At 68.8% G+C, this 21,280-nt stretch carries 19 protein-coding genes; 13 read left to right on the top strand and 6 right to left on the bottom strand.

Going from position 1 to position 21,280, the window contains the following annotated elements; translation table 11 throughout:
• Positions 1-42: 42 nt before the first annotated feature.
• The 4 genes from L3078_RS21560 to L3078_RS21545 form a co-directional block, all read right to left on the bottom strand.
• Positions 43-1,602 carry an SCO6880 family protein gene (locus tag L3078_RS21560; RefSeq protein WP_239755642.1) on the bottom strand — a complete coding sequence of 520 codons (1,560 nt, stop codon included), beginning with the start codon at positions 1,600-1,602 and terminating at the stop codon, positions 43-45.
• Entirely contained in the window at positions 1,599-2,924 is a 1,326-nt protein-coding gene (locus tag L3078_RS21555; RefSeq protein ID WP_239755641.1) for an energy-coupling factor transporter transmembrane protein EcfT, read from the bottom strand. The genes L3078_RS21560 and L3078_RS21555 overlap by 4 nt, the downstream gene beginning before the upstream one ends.
• Positions 2,914-3,780, bottom strand: a complete 867-nt coding sequence (locus L3078_RS21550) for a DUF8175 domain-containg protein (protein ID WP_239755640.1) — start codon at positions 3,778-3,780, stop codon at positions 2,914-2,916. Before L3078_RS21550 ends, L3078_RS21555 begins: the two co-directional genes overlap by 11 nt.
• 203 nt (positions 3,781-3,983) lie before the next feature.
• Positions 3,984-4,292 (bottom strand): hypothetical protein, encoded by a 309-nt coding sequence (locus L3078_RS21545; RefSeq protein ID WP_033525053.1) that lies wholly within the window; start codon positions 4,290-4,292, stop codon positions 3,984-3,986.
• Between the two features lie 616 nt (positions 4,293-4,908).
• Between L3078_RS21545 and L3078_RS21540 the strand changes: the two genes are divergently transcribed.
• From L3078_RS21540 to L3078_RS21520, 5 genes are all read left to right on the top strand, one after another.
• Positions 4,909-7,506, top strand: coding sequence for a hypothetical protein (locus L3078_RS21540; protein ID WP_239755639.1), 2,598 nt, complete (start codon positions 4,909-4,911; stop codon positions 7,504-7,506).
• 47 nt (positions 7,507-7,553) lie between these two features.
• Complete coding sequence (locus tag L3078_RS21535) at positions 7,554-8,384, top strand: immunity 49 family protein (RefSeq protein WP_239755638.1); 831 nt, start codon at positions 7,554-7,556, stop codon at positions 8,382-8,384.
• A gap of 89 nt (positions 8,385-8,473) precedes the next feature.
• Positions 8,474-9,121 (top strand): hypothetical protein, encoded by a 648-nt coding sequence (locus L3078_RS21530; RefSeq protein WP_239755637.1) that lies wholly within the window; start codon positions 8,474-8,476, stop codon positions 9,119-9,121.
• A gap of 60 nt (positions 9,122-9,181) precedes the next feature.
• On the top strand, positions 9,182-9,793 hold the full coding sequence (locus tag L3078_RS21525; RefSeq protein ID WP_239755636.1) for a DUF7691 family protein: 612 nt from the start codon (positions 9,182-9,184) through the stop codon (positions 9,791-9,793).
• 306 nt (positions 9,794-10,099) lie between these two features.
• A complete protein-coding gene (locus tag L3078_RS21520; protein ID WP_239755635.1) occupies positions 10,100-10,297 on the top strand; it encodes a hypothetical protein in 198 nt (65 codons plus the stop codon).
• A 47-nt stretch (positions 10,298-10,344) separates the two neighbouring features.
• Here the strand turns inward: L3078_RS21520 and L3078_RS21515 are convergent, their stop codons facing one another.
• Positions 10,345-10,623: a DUF397 domain-containing protein gene (locus tag L3078_RS21515; RefSeq protein ID WP_239755634.1), complete on the bottom strand. Its 279-nt coding sequence runs from the start codon at positions 10,621-10,623 to the stop codon at positions 10,345-10,347.
• 245 nt (positions 10,624-10,868) lie between these two features.
• Here L3078_RS21515 and L3078_RS21510 point away from each other — a divergent pair, with 245 nt between their 5' ends.
• Together L3078_RS21510 and L3078_RS21505 are read left to right on the top strand one after the other, a co-directional pair.
• Entirely contained in the window at positions 10,869-11,876 is a 1,008-nt protein-coding gene (locus L3078_RS21510; protein WP_033525062.1) for a C40 family peptidase, read from the top strand.
• Between the two features lie 234 nt (positions 11,877-12,110).
• The gene (locus L3078_RS21505; RefSeq protein ID WP_239755633.1) at positions 12,111-12,839 is read left to right on the top strand and encodes a phosphatase PAP2 family protein; all 729 of its coding nucleotides are present in this window, start codon (positions 12,111-12,113) and stop codon (positions 12,837-12,839) included.
• A gap of 169 nt (positions 12,840-13,008) precedes the next feature.
• On the opposite strand, the gene L3078_RS21500 is transcribed toward L3078_RS21505, so the two are convergent.
• On the bottom strand, positions 13,009-14,562 hold the full coding sequence (locus L3078_RS21500; protein WP_239755632.1) for an FAD-binding oxidoreductase: 1,554 nt from the start codon (positions 14,560-14,562) through the stop codon (positions 13,009-13,011).
• Between the two features lie 793 nt (positions 14,563-15,355).
• On the opposite strand from L3078_RS21500, the gene pstS reads away from it, so the two are divergent.
• From pstS to L3078_RS21470, 6 genes are all read left to right on the top strand, one after another.
• A complete protein-coding gene (pstS, locus tag L3078_RS21495; protein WP_239755631.1) occupies positions 15,356-16,486 on the top strand; it encodes a phosphate ABC transporter substrate-binding protein PstS in 1,131 nt (376 codons plus the stop codon).
• Between the two features lie 137 nt (positions 16,487-16,623).
• Positions 16,624-17,631 carry a phosphate ABC transporter permease subunit PstC gene (gene pstC / locus L3078_RS21490; protein ID WP_239755630.1) on the top strand — a complete coding sequence of 336 codons (1,008 nt, stop codon included), beginning with the start codon at positions 16,624-16,626 and terminating at the stop codon, positions 17,629-17,631.
• Positions 17,628-18,683, top strand: a complete 1,056-nt coding sequence (gene pstA, locus L3078_RS21485) for a phosphate ABC transporter permease PstA (protein WP_239755629.1) — start codon at positions 17,628-17,630, stop codon at positions 18,681-18,683. The genes pstC and pstA overlap by 4 nt, the downstream gene beginning before the upstream one ends.
• Positions 18,684-18,788: 105 nt before the next feature.
• Positions 18,789-19,565: a phosphate ABC transporter ATP-binding protein PstB gene (gene pstB, locus L3078_RS21480; protein ID WP_239755628.1), complete on the top strand. Its 777-nt coding sequence runs from the start codon at positions 18,789-18,791 to the stop codon at positions 19,563-19,565.
• Between the two features lie 248 nt (positions 19,566-19,813).
• Positions 19,814-20,431, top strand: coding sequence for an ATP-binding cassette domain-containing protein (locus L3078_RS21475; protein ID WP_239755627.1), 618 nt, complete (start codon positions 19,814-19,816; stop codon positions 20,429-20,431).
• Positions 20,428-21,258, top strand: a complete 831-nt coding sequence (locus tag L3078_RS21470; protein WP_239755626.1) for a hypothetical protein — start codon at positions 20,428-20,430, stop codon at positions 21,256-21,258. Before L3078_RS21475 ends, L3078_RS21470 begins: the two co-directional genes overlap by 4 nt.
• Positions 21,259-21,280: the final 22 nt, after the last annotated feature.

Genomic DNA, 21,280 nt, shown 5'->3' with positions numbered 1-21,280 from the left:
TCCAGGTGCGGTTGGATCGGATGGTCCCGCATCGCGATGGCCCTACCTTCGGATTCCGGTGGCGAACGGGAGCGTGTTGACGAAGGCCCGGTGGTGCTCGCGGTCGCACCACTCCAGCTTGAGGTACGACTTGCCGGCCGAGGCCCTTATCGTCCGCTTGTCGCGCGCCAGGGCCTCCGGGGAGCGGGAGGAGACGGTGATGTAGCCGACGAGGTTGACGCCGGCGGCGCCGCTCGCGAGGTCCTCGCCGCGCTGGTCGAGGCGGGAGTGGGAGGCCACGTCGCGCGGGTCGACGGTGCGGTTCATCTTGGCGGCGCGGGACGCCTCCGCCTCGTCGTTGGTCTTCTCCGTCAGCATGCGTTCGATGGCGACCTCGGTGGGTTCGAGGTCCATCGTGACGGCGACGGTGCGGATGACGTCCGGGGTGTGGACCAGCAGGGGCGCCAGGAAGTTGACGCCGACCGGGGTCATCGGCCACTCCTTCACCCAGGCCGTGGCGTGGCACCAGGGGGCGCGGGTGGAGGACTCGCGGGTCTTGGCCTGGAGGTAGTCCGGCTCCATCGCGTCCAGTTCGGCCGGCCAGGCGTTGCGCTTGGTCATGGCCTGGATGTGGTCGATGGGGTGGTCCGGGTCGTACATGGAGTGGATGAGGGAGGCGAGGCGGCCCTGGCCGAGCGGCTGCCGTACGCGGATGTCGGCCTCCTGGAGGCGCGAGCAGATATCCGTCAGCTCGCGGGCCATGACGACGGCGAGGCCGGCGTCCTTGTCCAGCTTGCGGCCGTGCGGGCGGGCGGCGCGGGCCATGGCGTGGCCCTCGGCGGCCAGTTCGCGGCTGTAGTGCATACAGGCGACGAGGTACGCGCGGTGCTGCTCGCTGCTGGTGGAGACCATGGACTGCAACTGGTCGTACGACTGCTGCAGCCAGCCGGGGGCGCGGTCGTCGCCGCGCTGGGCGACGTCCTTGGCGTGGGCGTCCGGGTCGGCCGGGAGCGTGCGGGCGAGCATCTGGAGGCGGGTGACGAAGCCGTCGCCGTTGGCCACGTGCTTGAGGAGGGTGCCGAAGCGGTCGACGAGGGCTTCCTGGTCCTCGGAGTCGCGCAGGCCGACGCCGGGGCCCTCGATCTCGATGGCGGCGGTGACGGTCCGGCGGTCGGCGTGCAGCAGGACGGCGATCTCGTCGGGGCCGAAGGGCGCGGCGAGCCAGGTGATGCGGCCGATGCCGGGCGGGGGGCCGACCTCGACCTCACGGCCGTCGAGACGGGTGCCGGCCTCCATGTTGGCGGAACGGTACGTCGTGCCCTTGCGCAGGCTGCGCTTGTAACTGCGGTTGATCTCGAACCACTTGTAGAAGGTCCGCCGCTTGTACGGGATGTACACGGCGGCCAGCGCCAGCAGCGGGAAGCCGGTCAGCAGGGCGATGCGCGGGACGAGCACCGGGACGAGGAGGCCGCACATCATGCCGAGGAACGCGCCCGCGATGATCAACGCGATCTCGCCGGACTCGCGGTTCCGGCCGATGATCGCGTTCGGCCGGGCGCGGCCGATCAGATATGTACGGCGGGGCGTGATCGGATGGGACAGATGGTGGGAATCGGTCGTCAACGCCCTTCACCTCCCGTGCGGTTGCTGTTGCGGGTGTTGCCGGCGTGGGGGGTGTTGACCGGGCTCGTGCGGGGCGGGGGTGCGGCGGAGGGGACAGTTCCGCCGCCTCCGCTCGCGCTGCGCGAGCTGTGGGCGGCCACGCCGCCGGATGCGGGGTTGGACGGGCGGGGGGTGCTGCTTCCGCCTCCGCCGCCGTTGTTGTCGGCCCGGGAGCTGTGGGTCTTGATGCCCTGGGCGACGAGGGTGGCGGGGGAGCTGATGACGGCGGCGGCCTTGCCCTCCGCGCCGCGCATGATGCGGTTGTTGCGGGAGTTGGCGATCTCGTCGCCGAAGCCCGGGACGAAGCGGTAGATCATCGCCGAGGCGAAGATGGCGAGCAGGATGATGGCGAGGCCGGAGACGACCGCGGCGAGGGAGTCGGGGCCGTCCTCGGTGGTCAGGGCGCCGGCGAGGCCGAGCACGATGACGATGACGGGCTTGACCAGGATGATCGCGATCATGATGCCCGCCCAGCGGCGGACGTGGCCCCAGAGGTCCTTGTCGACGAGGCCGGCGTAGACGACGACGCCGAGGAGGGCGCCGACGTAGAGGAGGACGGCCCTCAGGTACAGCTCCAGGTACAGCACGCCGGCGGCGACGATGGAGACCAGCGACACCAGGATCAGCATGATGGGGCCGCCGCCGATGTCGTTGCCCTTCTTCAGGGCCTCGGAGAACGTGCCGAAGAACGTGTCCGTCTGGTTGCCGGTGGTCTTGGCGATGATGTCGCTGACGCCGTCGGTGGCGGAGACGATGGTGTAGAGGATGAGCGGGGTGAAGGCGGACGCCAGCACGGTCAGCCAGAGGAAGCCCACGGCTTCGGAGATCGCCGTGGTGAACGGCACGCCGCGGACGGCTCGCTTGGTAACCGCGAGGAGCCACAGCACGAGCGTGAGGATGGCGGAGGCCGCGAACACGACCGCGTAGTGCTTCAGGAACGTCATGTTCGTGAAGTCGACGTTCGCGGTCTCGTTGACGGCTTCGGAGAGCTTGTCGACGGTCCAGGAGGCGGCGTCGGCGCAGCCTTGGGCCAGGGAGGAGAGGGGGTCGAGGGTGGTGGTTACGTCGTTGGGGAGGGTGCTGGTGTCGGCTTTCTCGCCGGCGCCTCGTTCGCAGTAGTCCTTGGCGGGGCCGACAATGAGGTCACAGCGGTCGTCCGAGGGAGAGGGCGACGGTGAAGGTGTGGGTGCTGCGGCTGCCTTGGTGGCCAGCAGAACGGCCACAGTCTGAACGGCAGTGAGGACCGCGGTGACCTTGAGTACGTGGTGCGACCTACCGGGCATAAGTGAACCCTCCGTACTCCTCGACGGCCTTCGAGATCTCGTCAGCCGTCGACACCTTGTTGTCACCGTTGACCGGCGCGGGGCCTTCCTTCTGAGCGAAGCTGTCGACCTTCCAGTCACCGTTGGCCCAGCGCAGCTGGAGGGTCATGGTGAACCAGTCGCTGGTGACGGGGCTGGTCGTCTCCTCCGACGCCATGCCGAACACGCCGGTGCACCAGACCTCGACGGTCGCCGTGTCGTCCGAGTAGCTGGTGGTCTTGGTGCCGACCGGCATGGTGCGTGAGACGTAGGTGCTACCGGAGGGGGCGTTGCCATCCGCGTCCAAGCCCACGTCGGCCAGGAAGTTCGAGTCGTAGGCCTTGTTGAGCTTGTCCTCCAGGTCGGTCACCTTCTCGGCCACGAAGACCTGCCGCACGATCTCACCGCGCCGCGCGGGCTTGAGGATGTCGGCCGAGACCAGCACCACGGAGTAGTTGGCTGCCGCCGATTCGGCGCCCTGCTGGTCGTGGGCGAAGCCGGAGGGGATGCCGTCGGTCTTCGTGGTGACCGGGCGCTCCCCCGAAGCCGCCGTAGGCGCAGTCTCCGGCTTGTCCGTGGTGGAGTCTCCCGACGTGTCGGAGCCACCGCCGCCGCGGTTCGCGAAGGCGATCGCGGCGATGAGGAGGACGACCACGCCGACGATGGTGACGAGGCTTCTGGAGGAGGAGCGGGGGCGGCGGGGGGCGCCGCCGTAGGGGTCGCCGCCGCCGTCGGGGAGGCGGGTCCGGGTCTGGCCGGTGCCGGCGTACCCCCCGTACGCCCCGTCGTCCCCGGAGCGCGAGGACTCGCGGTACCCGTGCTCGTCGCCGAGACTCATGCCGCGGTCGCCCCTTCAACTTCGACGTCGTACCGAAAGGCGTAGCAGTACGACGGTAGCCGCGCTGGTTCCCGCGCGGGCGCGGTGTGGAGACTCGACATCAGGGAAACGCAACCTCAGCCGGTGGGCACGACGGACGGGTGGGGTGGGAGGGGGACCGGGCGAGGCCGGTGGCCCGGCCGGGGCGGGTGCCGGCGGCCGCGCTACACGGCCATGCCGTACACGATGGTGAAGAGCGTGCCCAAGGAGCCGATGATGAAGACGCCGGTGAGGCCGGCGATGATGAGGCCCTTGCCCTGTTCGGCGCTGAAGGTGTCGCGGAGGGCGGTCGCGCCGATGCGCTGTTTGGCCGCACCCCAGATCGCGATGCCGAGGCAGAGGAGGATGGCGACCGCCATCACGACCTCGATCATCACGCGTGCCTCGTTGCCCAGGTCGCCGAAAGGCCCCCAGTCGGGGGCGATTCCGCCGATGATGGTGGTGATGTCGCCCTTGTCGGCCGCTACGAACATGTAAGTCACCGCCCCTAGTGGGTAGTTCTGTTGTCTGCGTGCGTCGTGCGACGTGTGCGCCTCGGCGTACGCGTCGCACGCCTCCGCGCGGGTGCGCAGAGGTCGGGCCCATTCTCGCCGACAATGAGGCTGCCGTATGTCGACTTGGCGTCATTGATTGGCGGGTTTCGTACGGATCCCTTGCCGCCGACCCGTGCGGGACCCTAACGGGGGGCGCGGAACGGTAAACGAAGGGTCGTATCGTCACTCTGTGTATCACGGCAGGTCACGCCGGGCAATGAGGATCAAGCGGAACCTGTGGTGTGGTTCCGTCGTTATTGCACTTCTGTGGCCTCAGGGGGCCGGGCTCGTCCCGCTTCTGACGGGATGTCGACCCTGGTCCGCCGTTGATTCTCGGTGGGTTCGAGTGTGCCTGATGTGGACGTAAGGGTCGTGTGTGGGGGCCGGATGTCCCGGAGGGGCGACCTTTGGCCAGAAGTGCGTGGGATCGCGATCGCAATTTTGGTACAAATGATCGACTGGGTGTCCGTGTGGGTCCTTGTGTCGGTGCGTCAGACGTGCGGGCCGGGCGCCGAGTTGAGGGAACGTATCTGCGAGGGCGTCCACGGGGGTAGGCGTGAGCGAGGACAGGCCCGTTGTCTCGGCCGAGATACCGGAGTTCACGGGGAATCTGGAGCAACTGGAGACGGACGCCGGCGACATCGCGTTCGACGGGATGGCGGTCGGTGCGGCGGGTCTGCTGATCGATGCCAACTTCAAACAGCTGGAACCTTTCTACAAGGCCCCTGAGGCCGACCAGCTCTTCGCGACGACCGCGCCGGTCGCGGCGGCCGGCAACGATCTGCAGACCGAGCTGGGCACGGTCTCCAAGGCGCTGCTCGACTACGCGGCCGAGGTCCGGCCCCTGGTCGACCGGCTCAACTCGCTGCGCGCGGAGGCGGCGGCGTTCGAACGGCGCGTCGCGGACGACGACGACTGGGTGGCGGACGGCGACCTCATCGACGAGAACACGGCCCGCCGCAACGCGGTGAACGCGGCCTGGGCCGCCTTCCAGGCCGCCGAACGGGCCTGTTACAACAAGATCGTCGCGCTGGTCGGCGGGGAGCCGCTCGTCGTGGGCGACGGGTCGAACAAAGAGAACATGTACGGCTACCGGGGCGAGGACCTGAACAACGCCGGTGGTCTGCCGTGGGGCGACCCGGTCGAGGAGTCCAACCCCTGGTACTACATCCACGAACACGCCTGGGACTTCACGGTCGGCTTCGTCGTGGACGGCGTGTGGGGCACGATCAAGGGCCTCGGCACCCTGGTCGGCTTCAACGGCTGGGACGCGGCGGGCCAGGCCTGGGTCGGTCTCGGCAAGCTCGCCACGGGCATCGTCATCACGGCCGTCCCCGTGGTCGGCGCCGCGTACTGGCTGGCCCCCGACGACAAGCTCCCGTCCTGGCTGCGTGACTCCCGTACGGCCGTCGTGGAGACCGGCAAGGCGCTCATCGCGTACGACGAGTGGGGCAAGAACCCCTCCCGGGCGGCCGGAGCGGTCACCTTCAACGTCGTGACCACCATCTTCACGGGCGGCGCGGGCGGAGCGGTCGCGGCGACCGGCAAGGCCGGTGCGATCGCGAAGGCCATCTCCTTCGCGGGCAAGGCGGGCCGGATCGTCGACCCGATGACGTACATCGCGAAGGGCATCGGCGGGACCGCCGTCAAGATCAGTGACGTCATGGCCGGGCTGCGGGGGATCACGAACGGCACGCACATCAGGCTCGGCGAGGGCACCTACCAGATCGCCGACGTGCCGAACATCGCGGACGACCTCCCGGCCGGTCTCACCCCCGAGAACTCCGTCCGCATGAGCACCCCTGAGGGCGAGGTCGTCTACCTCGACACCAAGACCCTCGTCATGCACAACGCGGACGGGACGGTACGGGAGTCCCTGGACGCCATCCGGCACGAGCGGACGGCGGAGCAGCGGGCGGGCCAGCAGGGCGGGGCACCGAGAACTGCCGGCGAGCATGAGCTGGTGGGCGCCGGTGCCGGCACCCGGGCCGGGGACACCGCGGCGGTGGGGGGCCGCGGGGGCGACAGCCTCGGCGGTTCCGGGGGCCGTATCGGCGAGAACCCACCGGTGGGCCGCGGTGATACGGGCGGCACAGGTGGCGGCCGGGGTGGCGGTGGCCTGGACGATCTCGGGCGGACCGGTGACGACGCACTTGGGGATGGGGGCCGGACCGGCGATGAAGCCGCCGGGGCCGGGCATACGGCTGACGACGGGGCCGGGGGCGCGGACGAGGGAGAGCAGCCGCCGAAACGGACCCCGGAAGAGGCGAAGAAGATCGTCGAGGAACAGATCAGGAAGGCGAACGACCCCGACAAGACCTGGTTCGACAAGTACTACCGTTCGGACGGCCACCGTTGGAGCACCAAGGCGACCGACGAGAACGGCGACCCGCTGCCCATCCTGGCCAAGGACGAGCACGGCAACTGGATCGCGAAGGACTCTCTTCCGTCCAAACCGGGTGAGCGGAGCTGGGCGGACGACGGGACGTACGACTGGGGGTCCGCCCCCGCCCATGAGATCGACCACCTTGAGGACGCGGCGAGGAACCGTCAGCTGTCCAAGGACCTCACGGCTGCCGAGAAGGCGTACGAGGCGCATCCCACGAAGGCGAATGCCAAGGCTCTTGCCGACGCGCAGGAAGCGTTTCGGCAGGCGATGCCGGACCGTCCGAACAACAGCTCCATATCTGAGGCGCTGGGCGAAGAAGCGGCCGCGCGGCACGTCATCCCGAACAAGTATCCGGACGCTCAGTGGATCGACCTGCCCAAGACCTCCAACGGCGCCAACATGTTCGACCAGCTCTACCGGCTCGACGACGGAAGTCTGCTGATAGTGGAGGCGAAAGCACCGCAGAGCGGGCTGATGTGGCGAAAGGGTGCCGGTGCCGCAAAGGGCTGGATGGTCAAACAGGGAACGCAGGACTACGTCCTGACCATCATCAGCGAGATGCAGAAGAAATCGGAACTGCCGGCGCTGGACAGCGCCGGCAATCCGGTGCGCAACAGCGCCGGGGAGACGGTGACCAACGGTGACATCGCGGGTGACATCCTGCGAGCGCTTGTGGGCCGCAAACTCAAGTACGTCATGGTGAAGGCCAACGAGAGTACCGGCTCGTACGCTGGTGCGAAGCTTGAGCACTTCGACCTTTACTGATGGGGAGAAAACCAGTGGTCACGAGCATTCCTCGCCACGACCACTCCATGGCCGACAAGGCTTCGGGTATCCGGTCGCTCGACGAGACCGCCACCTGGCTGTTGGAGGTCATCGAGGAATCCGACATCGCCCGGGCGCAGGTGATGGAGTCGACGCTGATCCTGGCTGAGACGCGGTGTGCCGCGGATGCCGAAGCGACGATGTTCGAGACCTGGGAGGCCTGGGTCACGGCCATGCAACTGGGATCCGCGTTGTTCGCCGCCGCCGTCGCTGACGAGGGCACCACGGTGGTGTGTCGGATCAAGGAGAAGGACTGGCGCCTCCCCGCCACCGGCCCCCAGTCCCATCTGAACGCAGGAACCTGGGTCAACTCGTACTACCTGGCGCTGATCTGCCGTGACAAGGAGCGTCTGACGCAGTTGGCCCGCGTGCCGGTGTCGCTACTGCGTGCTTCGGGCGCGGTCTTCGACGAGTACATCTACTCGTGGGTGGAGGCCCTGCAACGTCATTGGCTCCGCGAGGAGGGCGTCTCCACGAAGCTGGTCGAGGCCGTCGACGGAACCGGCCCGGATGCTGCCCAGTACGCCGACCAGGAAGTGATGACGCATCTCCTGTCACCGCCGATCATTCTTTTCTACCGCATGCTGCGCGGGGACCACGACCAGTTCAACGAGGCATTGGTGGACGCCTTGCGACACCACAAGCTGTACTGGAGCGCCGACGACGAACGGGCCGTCAACAGCGACAGCCTCGTCGCCCTCGGCCCCCTCGCCATCGCCTGCTTCGCCCGCGAGCGTGGCATCCCCATCGAGGTCGAGTCCGAGTATCTGCCCAAGGCGCTGCTGGAATTCGCTTGGGAGGGCGAGATCGACATGTGAGCCATCGTTGGCGACACCGCCGAGAGCGCGCGAGCCGACGTCGCACCACCCCGCCAGGGGCAATTCTCGCAACAGATACGCTGCCCGGCATGATGACCCGCATTCGTCGTCTGTCGGCGCCGGGCGCGGCCTCCGCCCTTCTCCTGCTCAGCCTCGTCGGCTGTGGTTCCGGCGACGGGGCGGGCCCCGCCGACGACAAGCCTGTGTCGAGTGCCTCCTCTTCCCCTTCCCTTCCGTCCGCGCCGTCGCCCACGTCCAGCGTGAACGAGGACGGTACGGCGAAGGCGGGGGCGAAGGCGAAGCTCGGGGAGCCGGTTCTGCTCCGCTACGGAGGAGGGACGAAGTCGGGCGTTCTCGAGGTCACCGTCACCGGGATCGAGAAGGGCAGCAAGGCTGATGTGGCCTCGTTGGGGTTGGAGGACGACGCCAAGAAGATGACGCCGTACTACGTGCGGGCGACCATCAAGAACGCGGGCAAGAACGATCTCTCCCACGCGGCTGTCGATCCGCCCGGCGGACTGCTCGACGACGGGACCGCCGCCCGGCAGCTCCTGGTCATCGGGACCTTCGCCGCCTGCGACTCCTATCCGAAGACCAAGAGCTTCCCGCCCGGCGCCTCGTACGAGACGTGCGCACCGGTTCTCGCCGACCCCGGCACCGAGGTCACGGGCGCGGTGTGGACGGGCCAGGGCTATCCCGATTTCCCGCCCTCCGCGGGAGTGACGTGGACACCGTGAGGCGGGTTCGCGCTCCGGGTTGTCTGAGGCGTTGTCAGTGGCCGCCGCTACGTTGAGGGCATGAGTTCCTCTCTGAGCGTGTATCTGCTGGATGTGGCCGCCACCCGGGCGCTCGTCGGGTCCGGTGACCAGCAGTTGTTGGATGTCGTGCGGGGCGAGTTCGGGGACGATCTGGCGCGGGACGACGAGTGGTTCGCGTCCGAGATCAAGGACGGGGCGCCGACGGCGTACGAGGCGTTGCGGGCGGTCGTGCATGGCGGGCCGTTCGGTGAGGACGAGGAGCATGCCTTTCAGTACGGGTACGCCTACAAGCGGCTGTGTTCCCTCACGGGGTCGTTCCTGGACAACAGTTGCTTCACCCCGCACCGCGGTGACTGGCTGTCGGTGGTCGACGAGGGGTTGAGCGCACTCGGGATCACCGCGGTGTCCGTGGAGGAGTTCGGGTACGGAGGTCTGCCGGCACCGCTGCCGTCGACGTACATGCCGGGCTGCGGTGAGTGGAGGCACGAGCAGTGTCTCCGGGCGTTGGAGCAGTTCGAGGCGACGAAGGCGACGGGCGCGGAGCCGCCGCCGCTGGAGCCGGAAGTCGTGGAGGCGGTCACGCAGGTCCTTCGGTGGCTGCGGCACGTGGAGTCGCGACCCGGATTCGGGGTGATCGGGTTCAAGTCCTGAGGGCAGCGGATTCCCCCACCCTCGTAGCCTTCCGGTATGGGTGACTACTACGAGCTTCAGCTCAGTCTCGATCTTCCCGCGTCCCTTCCGGTCGAAGATCTCGCCCTGTTGCGCTGGCATTTGGGTGAGGGAGACGACGATCGGTTCGGAGACAACGGTGACCGAGACAGCGGTGACGGAGAGGGCCAAGGGGCGTACGCGTACCCGCTCTTGGCCCAGCGAGGGGCTGCCCGGCGGGTCGGCGGCGTCCTGGTGGGGGAGCTGTGTGGGCGGGAGCGGGGGTGGGCTCTGACGGTGCGGCAGGAGGTGCATCCTGACCAGTTCGACGATCTGCGGCGGCTGGTGGGCCGGCTCGGGGCGCGCACCAGCACGGCAGGGGTCGTGGGGCATGTCCGCTTCTACGAGGAGTGGCTGCCGGATCTGCTGATCGTGGAGGCCGGTGCCGTGAGCCGTATGACGCCGAGTGCCGGGCCTCGGGCGGATGGGGTCTTCGAGCTTCTCTAGCCTGTTTGGTCTGCTGGGGGGCGGGTGGCCGGTCGGTGTCGCTCTGTTCAGGCTTCCGGCTGCCGGATCGTCGGCTCGAACCCCTCGACTCCCTCGACGAAGTGGTCGAACTCGCCTGCCTGGACGCCCAGTACGAACGCGTCCCACTTGCGGCGGTTCGTCGTCACGACGTTGTCCGGGGCGCTCGTCTCACGGATGTAGACGGGAGCTTCGGGGTCGTCCTCGCCGTTCCCCTCACCGAAGGCGAGTTCGATCCAAGGGCCGGGGCCGGTCGCGTCGTCGGGGGCGGCGCGGATCCAGTCGAGGTCCGGGGGGATGTCAGACACGAGTGGGTTCCTTGTCGAGTCGGAGCGCTTGGAGGAGGGTTTGGGGGGAGGGGTTCTGCCAGTGCGGCTGCATGAGCCTTCCCTCACAGGCTCGCATCACATTGTGGATGAACTCCCGGTCTTGGCGGAGCCGTGCGCGATCGCCTCAATCCGGTCATGGCGTGGTGGCCGTTGAGTGATCATTCCCCGGGAGCCGGTGCCGCTCTACACTTGCTGGCGGTGGACTGGCGCGCGGTGAGGGGCGGTTGACGGTGCGTAAGGCGTGGATCGTGGTGATCGCTGCCGGCAGCGCCGGGCTCGCCTTCGTGATGGTGCTGGTCGTGGGCGTCTATCTGGTCGCCGGGAATCTCGCCGCCGGGATCGGGGGAAAGTCGGTCGGGCTGGCCAAGGGGGCCGTTCCCGCCGCTTATCAGGCGCTCGTGCAGAAATGGGGCAATCTCTGCGACGCCATCAATCCGGCGCTGCTCGCCGCGCAGCTGTACCAGGAGAGCGGGTTCAATCCGAAGGCGCAGAGCCACGCCGCCGCGCAGGGGATCGCGCAATTCATTCCGGGGACCTGGGCCACGCACGGGTTGGACGGTGACGGGGACGGGGACCGTGACGTCTGGGACCCGAATGACGCGATTCCATCGGCCGCCTCGTACGACTGCTCGCTCGCGAAGTACGTGAAGGACGTACCCGGCGATCCGACGGCGAACATGCTCGCTTCCTACAACGCGGGGGCGTACGCCGTCATCAAGTACGGGGGTGTGCCGCCGTACAAGGAGACCCAGAACTACGTGAAGACGATCACCACGCTGTCGGAGAGTTTCGCCGCTCCGACGAGCCGGGTCGATCCGAGCGAGCAGGCGGCCGGGGCCATCGCGTACGCGCAGAAGAAGCTCGGGACGCTGTATCTGTGGGGCGGTACCGGTACCGCTGAGCAGGGCGGACGCTTCGACTGCTCCGGGCTGACGCAGGCGGCGTACAAGAGCGTGGGGATCACGCTGCCTCGGGTCGCGAACGATCAGTACAACGCGGGGCCGCACCCGTCACGGGACGAGTTGCTGCCCGGGGATCTGGTGTTCTTCTCCGACGACCTCACCAACTCGCGGGCCATTAGGCACGTCGGGATCTATGTCGGAGGTGGATACATGATCGACGCGCCGCGGACGGGGGCGGTCATCCGATTCGACCCGATTGACACCCCCGACTACTTTGGTGCGACCCGGGTCACCGAAGATGGCGCGAAAGCGCTGCCTACGACGGTCTGACAACGCCGTAATTCTCCGTGAACCACTGCCCTGAGCTGCGCAGACGTGTCTCTCTTCGATAACGTCTGAGTGATCATTCAGTGGAGGGTGGAACGCATTGAGAAAGAGTGTGCGTTCCTATTTGACGTAGCGCGTCGACGCTCACGCGGAAGCACTACGTACACCACGGGGGTGGCAAAGCGCGGCGCACGTACGGTGCGGTCGCGAGAACGATGACGAAAGGGCCGCAGCACGATGGCTGGACTCGCCGCGCATGCCGCTACCTCACTGGCCGCTGAATCCGGATCGAATCCCGACGTCGAGCTGCTGTACGACATCAATGGTCTGGCCAAGGATGCGCCGCACTGGCTGGACCGGGTGATGGAGTTCGTGGGGGAGTACGGACTCCTCTTCGCGATGGTGCTGCTGATCCTGTGGTGCTGGTGGGGCGTGCGGAAGCGGGGCGGGGAGGATGCCGCCTCGTCCGTGGCCGCGTTGATGTGGGCGCCGCTCGCCGCCGGGATCGCCGTGCTGGTGAACGTGCCGATACGCGGCTTCGTGGAGCGGCCCCGGCCCTTTCTCGATCACGAGGGGCTGGAGGTGCTGGTCTCCGGCAAGACCGACTACTCGTTCGTGAGCGATCACGCGACGCTGATCATGGCGATGGCGGTGGGGCTGTTCGTCGCCAACCGGAAGTTCGGGCTGGTCGGGCTGGTCATCGGGCTGCTGGGTGGGTTCATCCGGGTCTACATGGGTGTGCACTACCCGACCGATGTGATCGGGGGGTTCGCGCTCGGGACCGCGGTCGCGTTGCTGCTGTCGCCGCTGGCCATGGCTCTGCTCACGCCGTTGATGAAGGCGGTGGAGCGGTCGCCTCGGGTGGGGTGGATCGTGCGGGCTCGAGGGCGGGCCGGGGGGCGTGCGGTGATTCCGGGGGCGCGGGTCGAGTCGGCGTCCGCGGAGGAGCGGGATCTGGCGGCCTGAGGGGTCGCCCGGGATTCTTTCGCCCCCGCCGCCCCTACCCTTCCCGTCCTCAAGGGGCTGTGCCCCTTTGACCCCCGTTGGCTTGGTTTTCGGGTGCGGGTCCGGTGGGGGCTTGTCGCGCAGTTCCCCGCGCCCCTTCCAGGGCCTGCGGCCCTTCGAGGGGCTGCGGCTACAGGGCCTGCGGGAACGTGAAGAAGCGGGTGGGGTCGTACTGGTTCTTGATGGTGGTCAGGCGGGGGGCCGCTTCGCCGTAGTACGCCTTTTTCCAGTGGGTGAGGGTGGCGTCGGTGTAGTTCTGGTAGGCGGCGCCCGAGGCGTGGCGGGACATGGACTTGTGAGCCCTGTCGAGCCAGGACTGGGCGGTCGTGCCGGACGTGCCGGCCTTCCACGAGGCGAGGTACTGGGCCAGCATCCGGGAACGGCGGTGGACGAAGGCCGTGGCCGTGGGGGAGACCCGGTTGACCTGGCCGCCGAGCGCGGTGAGCGCGATGCTGCCGGCTCCGCCCTTCACGCCCGTGATCTGGGTCAGCAGGGTCTGGACGCCCGCCGAGGAGATCGAGCGGTCGAAGAAGTCCGAGCGGGCCGCGTACGTCTCCCTGCGCAGCGCGCCCTGCGGGGAGCGGCCCGGGGTGGAGCCGGGGAGGTGGCACTTGGCGTCGGCCGAGAAGGAGCCGCAGCCGGCGTAGCCCTCCATGGCGTCCTCGTACGAGCGGCGTTTCAGGGAGACGCTGCGGGCGGGGGTGCCGACGCGGTCGGCGAGGCGGTCGAGGGCGTTCTCCAGGTCGCCGTAGGTGCCGAGGGAGAAGGCGGCGACGGCGACGGTCGGGCTGCCGCCGTTCTCCAGATGGCATGAGGACCAGATCTCGTCGGGCTGGGTCGGGCCCCACTCCTGCCAGGCCTTCAGTACGGCGGCGGCCTTGGACCACGGCCAGGTGAGGTACGCGGTGACGCCCTGGCGGGCCGGGTGGGTCCTGAAGCGGAGTTCGGTGACCACGCCGAAGTTGCCGTTGCCCGCGCCTCGTAGGGCCCAGAAGAGGTCCTTGTTGGTGGTGGCGTTGGCGATCAGTTGCTTGCCGTCCGCCGTGATCAGGGTGGCCTGGGTGAGGCTGTCGCAGGTCAGGCCGTAGGCGCGGGAGGTGACGCCGTGGCCGCCGCCGAGGGTGAGGCCGGAGACGCCCACGGTCGGGCAGGAGCCGGCGGGGATGGTGACGCCCTTCGCGGCGAGGGCGCGGTAGACGTCGATGAGTTTGGAGCCGGCGCCTATGACGGCCTCGTTCCCGGAGGCGCGGACCTTGTTCAGCTTCGAGACGTCTATGACGAGGCGGCCGTTGCCGGAGGACCAGCCGGCGTAGGAGTGGCCGCCGTTGCGGATCGAGACCTTGAGGGCGTGGGCCTTGGCGTAGGCGAGGGTGGTGCGGATGTCGTCGGGGTGGGCGACGTAGGCGACGGCGGTGGGCTTCAGGGTGTCGAAGCGGGTGTTGTAGAGCTGGCGGGCTGTGGGCCAGGACTTGTCGCCGGGGCGGATGAGGGGGCCGTCCAGGTCTCGGGCCAGGGCGGACCAGTTGGTGCGGCCGGTGGTGGTGGTCGTGGTGGCGTTGGTGGCCTTGGTGCGGAGGGTGATGTCTGTGGCGCGGGTGCCGGGGGTGGGGGTGGGGGTGGTGCAGGCCGAGGCGGTGAGGGTGGTGAGGGCGGCTGCGCCGCCGAGGAAAGTGCGCCGTTCCATGTGGGTCTCCCGGTGCGCCGTTCGTGGGTTCGTGGAACGAGACGGGGTGGGTGGGGTGCGGGTTCCCAGGATCCGCCCCCGCCGCCCCTACCCGTCCCATCCTCCAGGGGCTGCGCCCCTTCAACCCCCTCCAGGGGCTGCGCCCCGGCGCCTCATGGGCAGGGGGCGTGCGTGTTCGGCTGCGGGTCCGTTGTGGCTGGTCGCGCAGTTCCTCGCGCCCCTGAGGGGGTGGGTGTGTGTGTTCGGGTGCGCGTGCGTCGTGGCTGGTCGCGCAGTTCCTCGCGCCCCTGAGGGGGTGGGGGTGTGTGTTCGGGTGTGCGTGCGTTGTGGCTGGTCGCGCGGTTCTTGCGGCGCTGGTGGGGACTGGGCTGCCGTTGTTCTTGGTGGGGGCTTGTGGGAGTGGGGTGGGGGGTTTTCGGGGGGTGCGGGCGTGGAGTGGGGGGTCGTGGGGGATGGCTTCTCTCTGTAGTTGAGTGAGTGCGGAGTGTGAGGAGGCTGGGATGGGGCGGCGTGGCGTCGGGATCCTCACGTGTTCTACCCGTAAGCGTTCCGTGACCTCACCGCACTGTCGGCAGGGGTTCACTCGCCGTTCACTTCCGTCCATTGGCGGCTTCACCTGATCTGCCTAATTTCGGCCTTACCCGGTGCGGGATGTGGACCGAAATGCGGCCTCGCAGCCCGTGACGACAGCAGTCTGAGGGACCGAAGGCATCCGTGGAACGGGTCCCGAGGCTGATACGACGACTTCGCACGCCGCCATGTGGACGGCGGCTCCTGGAAGGAACCCCCGAAAGTGAAGCTTCAGCGCAAGAACCGGCTGCGCGCCCTTTCTCTCGGTGCTGTCGCCCTCACCGGCGCCCTGACCCTCACCGCGTGCGGGTCCGACGACACCAGTGGTGGCGCGAGCGGCACGGGCGAGAGCACGGCCGCCGCGGGCAACATCGACTGCGGCGACGCCAAGGGCCAGCTGCTGGCCGACGGCTCCTCCGCGCAGAAGAACGCGATCGACGCCTGGGTGGCCCAGTACCAGGGCGCCTGCAAGGACGTCGTGATCAACTACAAGGGCAGCGGTTCGGGCGCGGGCATCACCGCGTTCACGCAGGGCCAGGTCGCCTTCGCGGGCTCCGACTCGGCGCTCAAGCCCGAAGAGGTCACGGCCTCCAAGGAGATCTGCAAGGGCGGTCAGGGCATCGACCTGCCGATGGTCGGCGGTCCGATCGCCGTCGGTTACAACGTCCCGGGTGTCGACAACCTGGTCCTGGACGCCAAGACCCTCGCCCTGATCTTCGACAGCAAGATCACCAACTGGAACGACAAGGCCATCGCGGCGCTGAACCCCGACGCGAAGCTGCCCGACCTCAAGATCCAGGCCTTCCACCGCTCGGACGAGTCCGGCACCACGGACAACTTCACCAAGTACCTGATCGCCGCGGCCCCCGACAGCTGGAAGTACGAGGGCGGCAAGGCCTGGCAGGCCAAGGGCGGCCAGTCCGCGCAGGGCTCCTCCGGTGTCGCGCAGGGCGTGAAGGAGACCAAGGGCGCCATCTCCTACATGGAGCTCTCCTACGCCAAGGACGGCATCGCCACGGTCGACGTCAAGACCGAGGCCGCCGAGCCGGTCAAGGCGACCGTCGAGAACGCCACCAAGGCCATCTCCGAGGCCCAGGTCGTCGGCACGGGCAAGGACCTCGCGCTGAAGCTGAACTACAAGCCCACCGCCGAGGGCGCCTACCCGATCACCCTCGTCACCTACGAGATCGTCTGTGACAAGGGCAACAAGGCGGACACCCTGCCCGCCACCAAGTCCTTCCTCACCTACATCGCGTCCGAGGACGGCCAGGCGCTGCTCTCCGAGGCCGGGTACGCCCCGATGCCCGAGGAGATCATCACCAAGGTCCGCAAGACCATCTCGGAACTGAGCTGACCTGAGTGCGGCCCAGCCCCCACCGGGACTGGGCCGCACCGTCCGGTGCACCGCCGCCAGGAGTCTCCCGCCACCGCGGGCGGCTCCGCCCCGAGCCGCCGCCCCCACGGCGACGGCTCCGCAGACCGGAGAACCTGATGGACATATCGATCAAAGACACTCCCGCACCCCACACCCCACCGACGTCCGAGAGCGCCGAGGACAAGCGAACCGCCCGCGGCGTGACGCGTCCCGGTGACCGGGTGTTCCTCGGCCTGTCGCGCGGGTCCGGCATCTTCCTGCTGGTGATCATGGCGGCCATCGCCGTGTTCCTCAGCTACCGTGCCGCGCTCGCCATCAGCAAGGACGAGGCCAACTTCTTCACCACCTTCGAGTGGAACCCCACCGGCTCCCCGCCGGTGTTCGGCATCGCGGTCCTGGCCTTCGGCACCGTCGTCTCGTCGGTCATCGCGATGGCCATCGCGGTCCCGGTCGCGGTCGGCATCGCGCTCTTCATCACGCACTACGCCCCGCGCAAGCTCGGCGGCCCCATCGCGTACGTGATCGACCTGCTCGCCGCCGTGCCGTCCATCGTGTACGGCCTCTGGGGCATCCTGGTCCTCGTACCGCAGCTCGACGGGCTCTACGGCTGGCTGAACGACTACCTCGGCTGGACCGGCATCCTCGAGTGGCAGGGCGGCGCCCCCCGCTCGATGCTCACCGTCGGCATCCTGCTCGCGATCATGATCCTGCCGATCATCACCAACGTGAGCCGTGAGGTCTTCCGCCAGGTCCCGCGGATGCACGAGGAGGCCGCGCTGGCCCTCGGCGCCACCCGCTGGGAGGTCATCCGCATGGCGGTCCTGCCCTTCGGGCGCTCCGGTGTCATCTCCGCCTCGATGCTCGGCCTCGGCCGCGCGCTCGGCGAGACCATGGCCGTGGCGATGGTCCTGTCGTCCAGCTTCGAGATCAACCTCAGCCTGCTCGACCCGGGCGGCGGCACGTTCGCCCAGAACATCGCCAGCAAGTTCAGCGAGGCCACCGAGATGGGCCGTGACGCCCTCATCGCCTCCGGTCTGGTCCTGTTCGTCATCACCCTGCTGGTCAACGGCGCGGCCCGCCTGATCATCGCCCGCCGCAAGGAGTTCTCGGGGGCCAACGCATGAGCAACGCAACTCTCACCCCGAAGGGCCCGAGCACGCTGCGTGCCGCGTCCCTGCCCAAGTGGTTCGCGTGGGCGGTCGCCGCCGGCTCGATCGTGCTGGGCCTCGGCATCAGCGCCGCGGCCGGCCTGGAGAGCTCCATCCAGTGGGCCCTGATCGCCGGCATCCTCTTCGTCCTCGGCTCGTTCGCCATCGCCGCGCGCGTCGAGGGCAAGCGACAGGCGAAAGACCGGCTGGCGACCAGCCTCGTCTGGGTCGCGTTCATGCTCGCGGTGCTCCCGCTGGCCTCCCTCGTCTGGGAGACCATCAGCCGCGGTGTGAAGGTCCTCGACGTCTACTTCCTCACCCACTCGATGGGTGTGGTCGCCACCTCTCAGCCCGGCGGCGGTATCTACCACGCCATCCTCGGCACCCTGGAGCAGGTCGGCATCGCCGCCGTCATCTCCGTGCCGATCGGTGTGCTGACCGCGATCTACCTGGTCGAGTACGGCCGGGGCCGGCTCGCCAAGGCCGTGACCTTCTTCGTCGACGTCATGACGGGCATCCCGTCGATCGTCGCGGGTCTGTTCATCCTCAGCACCTGGATCCTGATCCTGGGCATGGGCCCCTCCGGCTTCGCCGGCGCGATGGCGCTGACCATCCTGATGCTGCCGGTCGTCGTCCGCTCCACCGAGGAGATGCTCAAGCTCGTCCCGAACGAGCTGCGCGAGGCCTCGCTGGCACTGGGCGTGCCCAAGTGGCGCACCATCCTCAAAATCGTGCTTCCGACCGCCATCGGTGGTATCACGACAGGTGTGATGCTCGCGATCGCCCGTATCGCCGGTGAGACCGCTCCGGTCCTGCTGCTCGTGTGGGGTTCGAACTACATCAACACGAACCCCTTCTCCGACCCGCAGGCCTCGCTGCCGATGTACATCTATCTGCAGTTCCAGCAGAGCAGCGGCTCCGGAGCGGCGTACGACCGTGCGTGGGCGGCGTCGCTGACGCTGATCGCCTTCATCATGATCCTGAACCTGGCGGCCCGCGGCATCGCCCGCTGGAAGGCCCCCCGATGACAATCACGCGGCCGCGACGCCGCGCGCCCGGTCGCTGACGCGGCCACCCAGCGACCAGATCCCCGAATTCCCCGCGAATTCCTCGCGAAAGAAGCAATGATTCACATGGCCAAGCGAATCGACGTCAGCGGCCTCAACGCCTACTACAGCTCCTTCCGTGCCATCGAGGACATCTCGATGGCCATCGAGCCCCGGACCGTGACGGCCTTCATCGGCCCCTCCGGCTGCGGCAAGTCCACGTTCCTGCGCACGCTGAACCGGATGCACGAGGTCACGCCCGGCGGCCGTGTCGAGGGCAAGGTCATGCTCGACGACGAGAACCTGTACGGCGCCGGGGTCGACCCGGTCTCCGTGCGGCGTGAGGTCGGCATGGTCTTCCAGCGTCCGAACCCGTTCCCCACGATGTCGATCTACGACAACGTGGCGGCGGGCCTGAAGCTGGTCGGCGGCAAGAAGAAGTCCGAGATGGACGACGTCGTCGAGAAGTCCCTCAAGGGCGCGAACCTCTGGAACGAGGTCAAGGACCGTCTGAACAAGCCGGGCTCCGGGCTCTCCGGTGGTCAGCAGCAGCGGCTGTGCATCGCCCGCGCCATCGCGGTCGAGCCGAAGGTGCTGCTCATGGACGAGCCGTGCTCCGCGCTCGACCCGATCTCGACGCTGGCCATCGAGGACCTCATCGGTGAGCTGAAGGAGCGCTTCACGATCGTCATCGTGACGCACAACATGCAGCAGGCGGCGCGTGTCTCCGACCGTACGGCGTTCTTCAACCTCGCCGCCGTCGGGCAGCCGGGCAAGCTGATCGAGATAGACGACACGGAGCGGATCTTCTCCAACCCGTCCGTCCAGGCCACGGAGGACTACATCTCCGGCCGCTTCGGCTGAGCCCGCGCCGGCGTCGTCCCGGCCGACCTCCCAAGACCCCTCGCGGTGCTGCATGGCGGTGCCGCCGCGAGGTAGATAAAGGGCCCGCCCCCGGCTCCCGGGGGCGGGCCCGTCGGCGTTCGGGGCCGGTCGACCGGCTTCGGGCCTGGCCCGCCTGCTTCGGGGCTGGTCCTCCGGCCTCGGGCGCGTGACCTCGGTCGGGCGGGGTCGTTGGCGTTCTTCGGGGGCGGCGACGGGAGGGGAGTCCGTTGGGACGGGCGGTGTGTCTGCGGGCCGACGGCATCCACAAGGCGTACGGGCGGACGAAGGTGTTGCGCGGGGTGTCGCTGGAGGTGCCGGCGGGGGCCGTGGTGGGGGTCGTGGGGGAGAACGGGGCGGGGAAGAGCACCCTGTTGCGGGTGCTCGTCGGGGAGTTGACGGCGGACGCGGGGACGGTGGAGCGGGCCGGGCCGCTCGGGTACTGCCCCCAGCACGCGGTGGTCAACGACCGGCTCACCGTCGAGCAGCACCTGCGGTTCTTCCAGGTCGCCTACCGGCTCGACGACCTGCGGACGGCGCACCGGCTGCTGGATGTCCTCTCCTTCGAGCGGTGCCGGGGCCGGCGGGTGGGCACCCTGAGCGGTGGCACCCGACAGAAGCTCAACCTCACGCTCGCGCTGATGCACGACCCGCCGATCCTGGTCCTCGACGAGCCCTACCAGGGCTTCGACTGGGAGACCTACCAGCGGTTCTGGGAGCTGACGGCGGAGCTGCGCGAGGCGGGCAGGTCCGTCCTCGTCGTCTCGCACATCGCCCACGACCGGGACCGCTTCGACACGATCGGCCATCTCCACGAGGGGGTCGTCGAGGAGAGGCCGGCGGGGTGAGCCGACGGGGTGCGGCCTTCCGTACGGCGCTGTGGTTCGAGGTCGTCGGGCACGGCCGGAACCGGTTGGCGATCACGCTGGCGGTGGGGTTCCTGCCGTTCCAGAACCGGATGTTCCACGCGGTCGCCCGCCCCGGCGAGATCCGCTTCCGGCTGGGCGCGCTCTCCCGCGACGTGGTCGCCGTCGCCGACCACGTGAACCAGCTCTCCGGGGCGCTGCACGCCGTCACCATGATCGTCGGGCTGACGATGTTCATGGCGTCGTTCACGACGGGCGCGTTCGACCGGCGGCTGGTGCTGGCCGGGTTCCCGCGCACCTCGCTCGTCGCGGCCCGGTTCGTCGGCCTGTGCACGGTGTCGGCCCTGCTCGCGCTGTACGCGGCGCTGGTGCAGTGGCTGGCCTGGCCGGTGGAGCGGTTCTGGGGCATGACCCTGGCGCTGTTCGTCGCCGGACTCGTCTACGGCGGCCTCGGCATCCTGCTCGGGGCGCTGGTGCGGGGCGAGCTGGAGGGCATGTTCACCGTGGTCATGGCGAGCCTGGTCGACATGGGCCTGCAGAACCCGATCACCAACCCCGCCGCCGACCAGCCGGGGCTGTGGGCGTTGCCGAGCTACGGGCCGGTGCAGGCGGCGACGGCGGCCGGGGTCACCGCCACGTACCCGGTCGCGTATCTGCTGCTCGGGCTCGTCTGGGCGGTGACCGCCTCCGCGGCCGGGCTGCTGGCCTTCGCCGTGCGCACCTGGTCGTACGCCCCGTCGCGTACGGGTCCGCCGCGGCTGCCCCGGCAACGGGAGGACGGGCCGCGGGCCTCCGCCGACACCCCGTGAGGCCGGGGTGGGGCGGACGCCG

This window comes from Streptomyces deccanensis, from assembly GCF_022385335.1.
In the GTDB taxonomy this organism is placed as follows: domain Bacteria; phylum Actinomycetota; class Actinomycetes; order Streptomycetales; family Streptomycetaceae; genus Streptomyces; species Streptomyces deccanensis.
The sequence above is the reverse complement of the archived record's forward strand: the minus strand, read 5'-3'. Positions and strand labels throughout refer to the sequence as shown.

Bases quoted from the DNA above. Each gene is read 5' to 3' on its own strand.
- L3078_RS21555 (WP_239755641.1), bottom strand. From the start codon at position 2,924: ATGCCCGGTAGGTCGCACCACGTACTCAAGGTCACCGCGGTCCTCACT.
- L3078_RS21550 (WP_239755640.1), bottom strand. From the start codon at position 3,780: ATGAGTCTCGGCGACGAGCACGGGTACCGCGAGTCCTCGCGCTCCGGG.
- L3078_RS21545 (WP_033525053.1), bottom strand. From the start codon at position 4,292: ATGTTCGTAGCGGCCGACAAGGGCGACATCACCACCATCATCGGCGGA.
- L3078_RS21535 (WP_239755638.1), top strand. From the start codon at position 7,554: ATGGCCGACAAGGCTTCGGGTATCCGGTCGCTCGACGAGACCGCCACC.
- L3078_RS21530 (WP_239755637.1), top strand. From the start codon at position 8,474: ATGATGACCCGCATTCGTCGTCTGTCGGCGCCGGGCGCGGCCTCCGCC.
- L3078_RS21525 (WP_239755636.1), top strand. From the start codon at position 9,182: ATGAGTTCCTCTCTGAGCGTGTATCTGCTGGATGTGGCCGCCACCCGG.
- L3078_RS21505 (WP_239755633.1), top strand. From the start codon at position 12,111: ATGGCTGGACTCGCCGCGCATGCCGCTACCTCACTGGCCGCTGAATCC.
- L3078_RS21500 (WP_239755632.1), bottom strand. From the start codon at position 14,562: ATGGAACGGCGCACTTTCCTCGGCGGCGCAGCCGCCCTCACCACCCTC.
- pstC (WP_239755630.1), top strand. From the start codon at position 16,624: ATGGACATATCGATCAAAGACACTCCCGCACCCCACACCCCACCGACG.
- pstA (WP_239755629.1), top strand. From the start codon at position 17,628: ATGAGCAACGCAACTCTCACCCCGAAGGGCCCGAGCACGCTGCGTGCC.
- pstB (WP_239755628.1), top strand. From the start codon at position 18,789: ATGGCCAAGCGAATCGACGTCAGCGGCCTCAACGCCTACTACAGCTCC.